At 67.7% G+C, this 11,016-nt stretch carries 10 protein-coding genes; 2 read left to right on the top strand and 8 right to left on the bottom strand.

Features of this window, described 5'->3' with window-relative positions; all coding sequences use genetic code 11:
• Window positions 1-46: 46 nt before the first annotated feature.
• The 5 genes from MWN33_RS17785 to guaB all read right to left on the bottom strand — a co-directional run bounded on the left by MWN33_RS17785 (window position 47) and on the right by guaB (window position 5,507).
• Complete coding sequence (locus MWN33_RS17785; RefSeq protein ID WP_425532023.1) at window positions 47-334, bottom strand: Arm DNA-binding domain-containing protein; 288 nt, start codon at window positions 332-334, stop codon at window positions 47-49.
• Between the two features lie 220 nt (window positions 335-554).
• Window positions 555-2,141, bottom strand: a complete 1,587-nt coding sequence (guaA, locus tag MWN33_RS17780; protein ID WP_247202389.1) for a glutamine-hydrolyzing GMP synthase — start codon at window positions 2,139-2,141, stop codon at window positions 555-557.
• Between the two features lie 45 nt (window positions 2,142-2,186).
• The gene (locus MWN33_RS17775; protein ID WP_247202388.1) at window positions 2,187-3,512 is read right to left on the bottom strand and encodes an RsmB/NOP family class I SAM-dependent RNA methyltransferase; all 1,326 of its coding nucleotides are present in this window, start codon (window positions 3,510-3,512) and stop codon (window positions 2,187-2,189) included.
• Window positions 3,513-3,537: 25 nt separating this feature from the next.
• On the bottom strand, window positions 3,538-3,969 hold the full coding sequence (locus MWN33_RS17770) for an MAPEG family protein (protein WP_247202387.1): 432 nt from the start codon (window positions 3,967-3,969) through the stop codon (window positions 3,538-3,540).
• A gap of 44 nt (window positions 3,970-4,013) precedes the next feature.
• Entirely contained in the window at window positions 4,014-5,507 is a 1,494-nt protein-coding gene (gene guaB / locus MWN33_RS17765) for an IMP dehydrogenase (protein WP_247202386.1), read from the bottom strand.
• A gap of 338 nt (window positions 5,508-5,845) precedes the next feature.
• Here guaB and MWN33_RS17760 point away from each other — a divergent pair, with 338 nt between their 5' ends.
• The gene (locus tag MWN33_RS17760; protein WP_247202385.1) at window positions 5,846-7,279 is read left to right on the top strand and encodes a DHA2 family efflux MFS transporter permease subunit; all 1,434 of its coding nucleotides are present in this window, start codon (window positions 5,846-5,848) and stop codon (window positions 7,277-7,279) included.
• A 130-nt stretch (window positions 7,280-7,409) separates the two neighbouring features.
• Window positions 7,410-8,177 (top strand): DUF4760 domain-containing protein, encoded by a 768-nt coding sequence (locus MWN33_RS17755; protein WP_247202384.1) that lies wholly within the window; start codon window positions 7,410-7,412, stop codon window positions 8,175-8,177.
• Here MWN33_RS17755 and MWN33_RS17750 read toward each other — a convergent pair.
• The 3 genes from MWN33_RS17750 to MWN33_RS17740 all read right to left on the bottom strand — a co-directional run bounded on the left by MWN33_RS17750 (window position 8,149) and on the right by MWN33_RS17740 (window position 10,854).
• The gene (locus tag MWN33_RS17750) at window positions 8,149-8,862 is read right to left on the bottom strand and encodes an RlmE family RNA methyltransferase (RefSeq protein WP_247202383.1); all 714 of its coding nucleotides are present in this window, start codon (window positions 8,860-8,862) and stop codon (window positions 8,149-8,151) included. The two genes, MWN33_RS17755 and MWN33_RS17750, sit on opposite strands and share 29 nt — an antisense overlap.
• On the bottom strand, window positions 8,859-10,016 hold the full coding sequence (locus MWN33_RS17745; RefSeq protein WP_247202382.1) for a Ppx/GppA phosphatase family protein: 1,158 nt from the start codon (window positions 10,014-10,016) through the stop codon (window positions 8,859-8,861). Before MWN33_RS17745 ends, MWN33_RS17750 begins: the two co-directional genes overlap by 4 nt.
• 301 nt (window positions 10,017-10,317) lie before the next feature.
• A complete protein-coding gene (locus MWN33_RS17740) occupies window positions 10,318-10,854 on the bottom strand; it encodes an invasion associated locus B family protein (protein WP_247202381.1) in 537 nt (178 codons plus the stop codon).
• Window positions 10,855-11,016: the final 162 nt, after the last annotated feature.

Below are 11,016 nucleotides of genomic sequence, written 5' to 3'. Positions count from 1 at the left end.
GACCATCGGCTACGTCAGCCCGATGGAGTTCGAGCGGGACGTCGGATTAGCTTAACTGCGCGTCCACGAAACCGGCACCAGGCCATGCCTCCGCAAGCGACACCTCCACGCCGTATTCCAGCGCTTCGGGCGCCCGTGTCAGGCTGCGCGCTGCTGCGGCGCTATATCGGCCGATGGTCAAGACCTCCTGCCGCCCGTTCACCCGATACTGATACCGGAACAAGACGACCCCGGTCGGGGTGACGGCCGCATACATCCCGTCGCGGTCCGTCACCTTGTAGAGTTTGGCCCTCGACTTCAGATTTTTCAGTTCTTTATCAGTGAGTTTGCTCATAAATCCGCATCCGGTCGGGGGGCGAACGGATACCATCAACAGGCGCTGTTGGTACCGGAAGCCGTTTCTCGACCATCCTGCGCTATACCAACATCGGTACCAACAAAGTGGTCCGGCTGGGATGACATGCAGTGATACGGGGTAGGAAGAAAAATCGTTGTTAGCCAGAGGGTTGGTTCGATCTCCGGCACGGCTCGGGATGGTCTGAAACCACCCTAGTTCATTCCCACTCGATCGTCCCGGGCGGCTTGCTCGTCACGTCGTAGACGACGCGATTGACGCCCTTTACCTCGTTGACGATCCGCGTCGCCACGCGGCCGAGGAAGGCCATGTCGAAGGGGTAGAAGTCCGCCGTCATGCCGTCGACCGAGGTCACGGCGCGCAGGCCCACCACATAGTCGTAGGTGCGGTAGTCGCCCATCACGCCCACCGTCTTCACCGGCAGGATCACCGCGAAGGCCTGCCAGATCTCGTCATACAGGCCGTGGCGGCGGATCTCTTCGAGATAGATCTCGTCGGCGAGGCGCAATATGTCGAGCTTGTCGCGGGTGATCTCGCCGGGGCAGCGAATGGCGAGGCCGGGCCCCGGGAAGGGGTGGCGGCCGACGAAGACTTCGGGCAGGCCAAGTTCGCGGCCGAGCGCGCGCACCTCGTCCTTGAACAGTTCGCGCAGCGGCTCGACGAGCTTCATGTTCATGCGCTCGGGCAGGCCACCGACATTGTGGTGGCTCTTGATCGTCACCGACGGGCCGCCGGTGAAGGACACAGACTCGATCACGTCGGGGTAGAGCGTGCCCTGCGCAAGGAACGCCGGAATCCCTGTCCCATCTTGGCCGATCTTCTTCGCCTCGGCCTCGAACACGTCGATGAACAGCTTGCCGATGGTCTTTCGCTTCACTTCCGGGTCAGTGACGCCTTCCAGCGCACCGAGGAACATCTCGGAGGCGTCCACGTGCACCAGCGGGATGTTGTAGGCGTCGCGGAACAGGGTGACCACCTTCTCGGCCTCGCCCAGACGCAGCAGGCCATGGTCGACGAACACGCAGGTGAGCTGGTCGCCGATCGCCTCATGGATCAGCACGGCGGCGACGGAGGAATCCACACCCCCCGACAGGCCGCAGATCACCTTCTCGGAGCCGACCTGCTCGCGGATGCGGCGGATGGATTCGTCGCGATAGGCCTTCATGCCCCAGTCGCCGCGCGCGCCGGAAATCTGGCGCACGAAGTTGCGGATCAGCGCCGCGCCGTGCGGGGTGTGCACCACTTCCGGGTGGAACATGGTGGTGTAGATGCGCCGCTCCTCGTCCACCGCGACGGCGCAGGGCGCGTTCTCGGAGGTAGCGACCACCTCGAAGCCTTCCGGCAGTCGGGTCACGCGGTCGCCATGGCTCATCCAGACGGGGTAGCGCTCGCCCACCTCCCACACGCCATCATAGAGCGCGGAAGGCTTGTTCACCGTCACCTCGGCGCGGCCGAATTCGGCGGCGTGGCCGCCCTCCACCTCGCCGCCGAGCTGGAGCGCGGCGGTCTGCTGGCCGTAGCAAATGGCGAAGATGGGCACGCCGGCGTCGAACGCCTCCTGCGGGGCACGCGGGCTGCCTTCGTCGATGACCGAGGCCGGGCCGCCGGAGAAGATGATGCCGACGGGCTTGAGCCGGCGCACCGCCTCGGCCGCGCTCTGATACGGCACGATCTCCGAATAGACACCCTCCTCGCGCACGCGGCGGGCGATGAGCTGCGTGACCTGCGAGCCGAAGTCGATGATCAGGATCGTGTCGTGATGGGCGGCAGCGTCGGTCTGGCTCATGGTGTCTCTGTCAGCTCTCTCGGTCGGTTTGCGTTCATATCCGGCTCATGCGCCGCGTACCATGACGCTGACGAAGAATCCGTCGGTGTTGGTGCGGCGGGGCGTCAGCAGCAGGCCTTCGGGACGCTCCAGCGCCGCTTCGCGCAGGGCGATGCCGCGCTCGCCGAGGGCCAGCGCCGTCTCGGCGGGCGGCACGATGCGGAACTCGCCATGGCGGTCGAGGAAGGCGCGCACCTGTCCCACATTTTCCTCGTCGAGCAGCGAGCAGGTGACATAGGCAAGCCGCCCGCCGGGCTTCACGAAGCGCACGGCGGCGTCGAGGATTTCCGCCTGGTCCTTCATGCGCTCGGCCAGCGCGCCGGGGCGCATGCGCCATTTGGCGTCCGGGTTGCGGCGCCAGGTGCCGGTGCCGGTGCAGGGCGCGTCGACCAGAACGAGGTCCATGCGCCCTTCAAGATCGGCGAGCACGTCGGCGCGCTCGGTGCCGCGCCCCTTGGGCGAGCGCACCTGCACATTGTGCACGCCCGCGCGCTGAAGCCGCTCGTGGATCGGGGCGAGGCGACGCAAATCGTCGTCATAGGCATAGAGCTGGCCGGCATTGTCCATCAGCGCGGCAAGCTCCAGCGTCTTGCCGCCACCGCCGGCGCACAGGTCCAGCACCTGCCCGCCGCGCGGCGGGGCGGCGAGGATGGCGGCGATCTGCGAGCCCTCGTCCTGGATTTCGACGAGGCCCTTGAGATAGGCCGGCTCGGCGGTCAGCGGCGGCGCCTTGCCGTCCGCCTCCAGCGCGATGCGCAGCGCCAGCGGCGACCAGTTTCCCGGCGTGGGCGAGAGATGGTCGAGCTGCTGGCGTGCCTTTTCAATCGCGCCCTTCAGCGAATTGACGCGCAGGTCCAGCGGCGCGCGCTCGGCCAGCGCCGCGCCTTCCTCGGCGCGGGCCTCGCCGAAGACGGCGGCGAGTGGGGCGTCGAGCCATTCGGGATAGTCGCCGCGCACGGCGGCGGGCGCCGCGTCGAGCGAGGCGTCGGCAAGGCGGGCGCGCTCGTCGTCGGTCAGCGGGGCGGGAGCGAAACGCGAGCCGTCGCACAGGGCGGCGATGGCCTCGGCATCGACCCCGCGCGCGAGCCGCAGCGTGCCGAGCAGCAATGCGCGGGGCGTTTCCGCGCCGACCGCTTCCCCCATGACATAGGCGGCGGAGGCGCGCCGGCGCAGCGCGTCATAAACGAGCGAGGACAGCGCCGCGCGGTCTCCCGACCCGGCGAAGCGGTGGCTGCGGCCCCACTCCTTCAGCACGTCGGCGGCCGGGCGGCGTTCGGACAGAAGCGTGCCGATCACCTCGATGGCGGCGGAAAGCCTGGCGGCCGGCGTCATCGGAACTCCATTCTCAATACGAGGCTCACGGCAGCGCCGGAGCCAGCAATATGGCCAGCGCGAACAGCACCCACATGGCCAGAAGCACAAGAACGCCGAAGGCGAAGGCGCCGAAGCGCCAGCGCACATCGTTGCTGGTGACGTGCACCACGGCGTGGACGACCCGGCTCAGCACGAACAGCCAGGCCAGCACGACGAAGACGTCGCCCGCCTGCCGGGTGATGAGCGCCAGAATGGCCAGCACATAGAACAGCACCGGCACTTCGAACTGGTTGCGGAAGCAGTTGCTTGCCTGCCGCACATCGAGCGGCCAGCCCGTCTCGTCGATGATCACGCGCTCGCGCACGACCGCTCCGCCCCGGATGGCCGAAAGCCGCTTCATGCCGAGACGGATGAGCACCGCGAAGGTGAGTGCGACCTGCACGAAGACCGGCAGCAGCACGGCGGTGACGTACATGGAACGCGCTCCCTTTCACGAGGCGGACCGAACAGGCCCGCCGCTCACACCCCGCCGGGATAGTTGGGGCTCTCGCGGGTGATGGTCACGTCGTGCACATGGCTCTCGCGCAGCGAGGCGCCGGAGATGCGCACGAAGCGGGCCTTCTCGCGGAAATCCTCCAGCGTGGCGCCGCCGACATAGCCCATGGCGGCGCGCAGGCCGCCCGCGAGCTGGTGCAGCACGCCGCCGACCGGACCCTTATAGGCCACCTGCCCCTCGATGCCTTCCGGCACGAGCTTCAGCGTGTCCTTCACCTCGGCCTGGAAGTAGCGGTCGGCCGAGCCGCGCGCCATGGCGCCCACCGAGCCCATGCCGCGATACGACTTATAGGAGCGGCCCTGATAGAGGTAGACCTCGCCGGGGCTCTCGTCCGTGCCGGCCAGCAGCGAGCCGATCATCGCGCAGTCGGCCCCGGCGGCCAGCGCCTTGGCGAGATCGCCGGAGAACTTGATGCCGCCATCGGCGATCACGGGAACGCCGCTCTTCTTCGCCACTTCCACGGCGTCGAGGATCGCAGTGAGCTGGGGCACGCCCACGCCCGCGACGATGCGGGTGGTGCAGATGGAGCCCGGCCCGATGCCGACCTTCACCGCGTCCGCGCCCGCGTCGATCAGCGCCTGCGCGCCGTCGCCGGTGGCGACGTTGCCGGCGAGGATCTGCACGCTGTTGGACAGCGTCTTGATGCGGCTGACCTGATCGAGAACCTTGCGGGAATGGCCGTGCGCGGTGTCGACGACCACGAGATCGACGCCCGCCTCGACCAGCAGCTCGGCGCGGCGATAGCCGTCCTCGCCCACCGTCGTCGCGGCGCCGACGCGCAGGCGGCCCTGCTCGTCCTTGGCGGCGTTCGGGTTGGTGACGGCCTTTTCCATGTCCTTGACGGTGATCAGGCCGACGCAGCGGTCCTCATCGTCCACCACCAGCAGCTTCTCGATGCGGTAGGTGTGCAGCAGCCGCTTGGCCTCGGCCTGGTCGACCACGCCCTCGCGGACGGTGATCAGCCGGTCCTTGGTCATCAGCTCGGAGACCGGCTGCTCGGGATGAGTGGCAAAGCGCACGTCGCGGTTGGTGAGGATGCCCACCAGCTTGCCGGCGCGCCCGTTGGCGCCGCGCTCGACCACCGGAATGCCCGAGATCGAGTGGAGCTTCATCAGCGCCAGCGCGTCGGCCAGCGTCTGGTCGGGGTGGATGGTGACGGGGTTCACCACCATGCCGCTCTCGTATTTCTTCACGAGGCGCACATGCTCGGCCTGCACCTCGGGATCGAGGTTGCGGTGGATGACGCCGAGCCCGCCGGCCTGCGCCATGGCGATGGCAAGGCGCCATTCCGTCACCGTGTCCATGGCCGAGGACAGGATCGGCAGGTTCAGCGCGATGGAGCGGGTGACGCGCGAGCGGATATCCACCTCGCCCGGCATGACGTCGGAAAGACCCGGCTTGAGGAGCACGTCGTCGAAGGTGAGCGCTTCCCGCGCGAGGCCGTCGTAAACCGACATCGCCAACTCCCGTATGCGGGCTTTCGGAGCATGCTCCGGGTGCGCCCTATTGATGGATGAACGAAGCGAGGCTGGGCGCCAACGTCCGCCCACTCCCTCCGAGTTGGCGAGGGCTCATACCATGGCCCGCACCGCTTTCCTAGGCTTGTACCTCTGTGCCGCACGCATTGCGGCCACGCGGATACCACGCGGCCGCACGGGCGGTGCAACCGCTACGTAACCCGAACGTGATGACGGATTTTTGCGTGCGATCCGGGTCGCCGACGCCCGTTTGCAGCGTTATAGGCGTGAGAACTGTCGACAACCTGCCCACCCCCACTGAGGAACCGGTCCCAGCCGTGCGCTCCGAACGTCTCGTCCCCCTGATCGTCGCCTGCGCGCTGTTCATGGAGCAGCTCGATTCGACCGTCATCGCGACCTCGCTGCCGGCCATCGCGGCCGATCTGCATGAGGACCCGATCTCGCTCAAGCTGGCGCTGACGTCATATCTGCTCAGCCTCGCGGTGTTCATTCCGGCCAGCGGCTGGTTCGCCGACCGATTCGGCTCGCGCACCGTGTTCCGCGCCGCCATTATCATCTTCACCATCGGCTCGCTGCTGTGCGGAATGGCGCACTCGCTGCCGGACTTCGTGGCCTTCCGCATCATCCAGGGCATGGGCGGAGCGATGATGGTGCCGGTCGGCCGCCTCGTCATCCTGCGCACCGTGCCGAAGGAAGAGCTGGTCTCCGCGCTCGCCTGGCTCACCATCCCAGCCTTGCTGGGGCCGGTGCTCGGCCCGCCGCTCGGCGGCTTCATCACCACCTATTTCGACTGGCGCTACATCTTCTTCCTCAACCTGCCGATCGGGCTCGTCGGCATCGCGCTCGCCACGCGCTTCATTCCCGACATACGCGAGGAGAACGTGCCGGCCTTCGATTTCCGCGGCATGGCGCTGTCGGGCGTCGGGCTGGCGGGCCTCGTCTTCGGCTTCGCGCTGCTCGGCCAGCACGCGGTGTCGCCCTCCATCGCCTTCGCGGTCATCGCGGTGGGCGCGGTGGCAATGGTGTTCTATGTCCGCCATGCGCGCCACACCGACCGGCCGATCCTCGACCTCAACCTGCTGAAGATCCCGACCTTCTATGCCGGCGTGGTCGGCGCCTCGCTGTTCCGCATCGGCATCGGCGCCCTGCCCTTCCTGCTGCCGCTGCTTCTGCAGCTCGGCTTCGGCATGAGCCCCTTCGCCTCGGGGCTCATCACCTTCGCCTCCGCCGCCGGCGCGATGACGATGAAGTTCACCGCCGCGCCGATCATCCGCGCCTTTGGCTTCCGCCGGGTGCTAGTGGTCAATTGCCTAATCGCGTCGGTCTTCATCGCCGTCGGGGCGCTGTTCCGGCCGGACATGCCGCATCTGGTGCTGATCGGAGCGCTGCTGCTCGGCGGCTTTTTCCGCTCGCTGCAGTTCACCAGCACGAACGCGCTCTCCTATGCCGACGTGCCGTCCGAGGCGATGAGCCGGGCGACCAGCTTCGCCAGCGTGGCGCAGCAGGTGTCGATCTCCACCGGCGTCGCCACCGCCGCGCTGGTGCTCGACGGCATGCGGACATGGCGCGGTACGGGCGAGATACAGCTGGCCGACTTCAGCGTGGCCTTCCTCGTGGTCTCGGCAATCGCGGTGTGCTCGGTGTTCTTCTTCCTGCGGCTGCCGCCCGATGCCGGGGCGGAACTGGCGCAGCGCCGCGTCAAGCCCGCCGCCCCCGCCGAGACGCCGAACGAGATGGGCAGCGCGGCGTAGGCGAGGAACCTTGCTGGCGCGGCCCTGTTGTTGTATCAACATGCCTGCTCGACAGGAGCCTGTTTCCCGAAATCTCACAGACGGCAGTTCAATGGTAGATCGTCCCTGGCCGACCATCTGATAATTCCAGATGGCGGTTCTGTCCCTTCTCGACCCTTTGTGCCAGTGGGTCGTCGGCGCGCAGTGCCTGCAAGTGGACGAAGGGCCTGCCACTCTGGTGGTCGGGCTTATAGGCATTCCCAGCCTTGTTCTGACCTGGATCGCCAGCGGCCGGATCAGCCGCGCTGCCTATCGCGATCAGAACAGCTACAAATTTCTCATAGACGCGCCCGAGAACACCGAGATTTTCCGGTTTCTGGTCTCGCTTGAAGCCTACATGGCGAGCGATGGCCTGAGCAAAGCCGTTAAGGGCGACCCCATCGTTGCGGACCGCGCCCGGGCCATAGCGGCCTATTTCGAACAGACGGCCGTTTCCGTTCGCCTGGGCCTGGTGTCGGAGACGTTTCTGCGTCTGTCGGAACGCAGCATCGTCGTCAGCTTCGTCCGCCTGTACCGCAGCATCATTATCGAAGAACGAGAGCAGATAAAGAATCCCCTCCTCTATCGCGAGGTCGAGATGCTGGCCCTGCGGTTCTCGCTCTTTCCTCCCGGCCCCGCGCAGCGTTTCGTCGAAACCATGCTCGGAAGGCCGAGTTTCACGCTTACGCGCTGGCGCAAGGGGCACGTCAACGCGTGGGGACAGCTGCTGGAGTGCGAAAAGCTCTGCATATTGGAGGGTAGATCACGCACGCATCAGGAGATGCTCGCGGCGCAGATCGAGGGATTTCAGGCGATCCTCGTGTGGCTCGCGGTCCTTCCGACGCTTGCCTTCATTCTGCTCGTGCCGGCCGCCCCCTGAACCCCGTCGCCACCACGTAGAGCTCGGCGGAATCGGCGCGGCTCGCTTGCGGCTTCACATGGCGCACGGCGATGAAATCGCGCTTGAGTTCGGCAAGCAGGGAATTCTCCGTGCCGCCCTGGAACACCTTGGCGACGAAGGCGCCGCCGGGCGCCAGCACCTGCCGCGCGAAGTCGATGGCGAGTTCCACCAGCCCGACGATGCGCAGATGGTCGGTGGCCCTGTGTCCGGTCGTGTTGGCGGCCATGTCGGACATGACGAGGTCGGCGTCGCCTCCGAGCATCTCCTTCAGCCGGTCCGGCGCGTCGTCCTTGAGGAAGTCCATCTGCGCGAAGTCGACGCCGGCAATCGGGTCGATTTCGAGCAGGTCGATGGCGACGATCCTGCCGCGCCCTTCCTCGAGCTTGATCCTCTTCGCGGCGACCTGGCTCCAGCCGCCGGGCGCCGCGCCGAGGTCCACCACACGCAGACCGGGCTTGAGGATCTTCACCTTCTCGTCGATCTCGATCAGCTTGAAGGCGGCGCGCGAGCGCCATCCCTCGCGCTTGGCGCGGGCGACATAGGGGTCGTTGAGCTGGCGCTGAAGCCATTTCTGCGAGGAAGACGAGAGCGAGCGGGCCTTCTTCAGCCGAACCTTCAGCGGCCGCGCCTCGCCCCCCTTGCCGGGCTGGGGCTTGTCAATCACGTCGTCGTCGCTCCGGCCCTCTGGCGCCAGACGCCGTCGGCGCGCATCAGTTCCACCAATATGCCCTCGCGGAGCCCCCGGTCGGCCACGCGCAGCCTGTCGCACGGAAAGGCCCGGCGCACGGATTCGAGAATGGCGCAGCCTGCCAGGACGAGATCGGCGCGCTCGACGCCGATGCAGGGATTGGCGGCGCGCTCGGCGAAGGGCATGTCCAGCAGCCGGTCGACCACCACCCGCACCTGCTCGGCGCCCAGCCACGTGCCGTCGACCTGGGAGCGGTCGTAGCGCGGCAGGTCGAGATGCACGCCGGCGATGGTCGTCACCGTGCCCGAGGTGCCCAGCAGATGCAGACGGCCGCAATTATGCGGCCCCACGGCCTTCACGAAGCCTTCGAGATGCGGGGTGAACTCGTTGACCATCGCCTCGAAATCGTCGCGCGTCACCTTCACGCCGCCATGGCGTTCGGCCACGGTGACCACGCCGAGCGGCACCGACACCCAGGCGCGGATGACCGCCGCCGGCGGGCCGCCGTCGCGCGTTTCCACCCGGTCCAGCCAGACCACCTCGGTGGAGCCGCCGCCGATGTCGAACAGCACCGCGCCATCGGAAAGCGGATCGACCAGCGGCGTGCAGCCGGCCGCGGCGAGGCGCGCCTCGGTCTCGCGGTCGACGATCTCCAGCGCCAGCCCGGTCTCGCGTTCGACCCGGCGGATGAAGTCCGCGCCATTGACCGCCGAGCGGCAAGCCTCGGTGGCGATGAGCCGACGGTCGGCGATATTGCGCGCCCCGATCTTGCCGGCGCACACCTTCAGCGCGTCGACCGCGCGGTCCATCGCCGCCTCGCCAAGCCGACCGGAGCAGATGAGCCCCTCGCCCAGCCGCACGATGCGGGAGAAGGCATCGACGACGCGGAAGCCGCTCGCCGTGGGACGGGCGATCAGCAGGCGGCAATTATTGGTTCCGAGGTCGAGCGCGGCGTAGCTCGGCTCATTGTTGCGCGGGCGCGGCTGGTTGCCGCCCTCGCAGGTGCGTTCGGACGAAGGCTCGCCCCGCCCGCGCCAGTGGCGGTGGCGCGAGCGCGCATGCGTCCGCTCCTCACGGGTGGACGTCTGCGTCCCCCGATCGTCGGCCCAGCTCCGGGTCTCGTCGACCATTGCTCTTCCCCGGCCGAAGCCGCCGACCCGGCGAGCCGCGTGACGGGCTCGGCCAGGATCGAATTGTTCAACATCTCGCGTGAAATGTAACATTCGGGAGCGCAGGCGCAATCGACTTCATGGCTGCCGCGCGTCGGCAACAGGTCTTGGCGCCCGTAACGACCCTCCTCGACCACACCGCCGGCGAATGCGGGCGGTGGGAATGGCGGAAGGCGCATCGCGCGACGCCGGGGATGGCGACCACGATTTCGACTGCCCTCGGGGCGACCGAGGCCCGGGCGCCGGGCGAGCGCGGGTGGTATCAGCCCTTCAGCGCCGGCAGGGCCTTGTCGATGCCGCCGATCGGCAGCGCGATCTGCACGGTCTGCCCCGTGGTCAGCACGAAGCTGGCCATGACCTCCTTGGCCGCCGTGAGCTCCTTGGCAAAGGCGTCATCGAAGGTGCCGGTGGCTTCGCAGCCATTGCTGGTGCAGGAGGCGAAGTCGACCTTGCGCGGCTTGCCCTTGTTGATGACGATCTGCACGCCGTCCTTGATGCGCACGCCGAGCGGGGTGCGGATGAGATAGGCCGGCGCGCCCGCAGCATCCTGGCCGATCTGCCAGAGCAGCACAGTCTTCTGCGACTTGCTCTCCGTGACCTTCAGCGCCGCGGCGCAGGAACGCTTGGCACCCTTTTCGAGCTTGGCCCGGCAGGTCACCACCCAGTTATCGAACACGGTGGTCTCGGTGCGAACCGGCGCGGCGCTCTCGGCGGGCGCCTGCTGGGCCATGGCGGCCGGGCCGGCGACGAGCAGCGGCAGCGCCAGCAGGCCGACGGCCAGTTTGGTGACAGGGTGCATGAAATCCTCCGGCGGATGTTCCGAGCCTCCCGCGCCCGGAGGCGGCGCGCGCTTCCGATCAGGGAACTCTGGCTGAACGGCATGGGCAGGCCCGGCAATCGCGAACCCGCGCGGGAAAGGCAGCCCCGGACCGGCGCCCGGCCCGTTGCTCACGATCGAGCA

It is taken from the genome of Ancylobacter koreensis (assembly GCF_023016525.1).
GTDB lineage: Bacteria > Pseudomonadota > Alphaproteobacteria > Rhizobiales > Xanthobacteraceae > Ancylobacter > Ancylobacter koreensis.
Note: the sequence above shows the minus strand (reverse complement) of the source record. Positions and strands in the feature narration are given on the sequence as shown.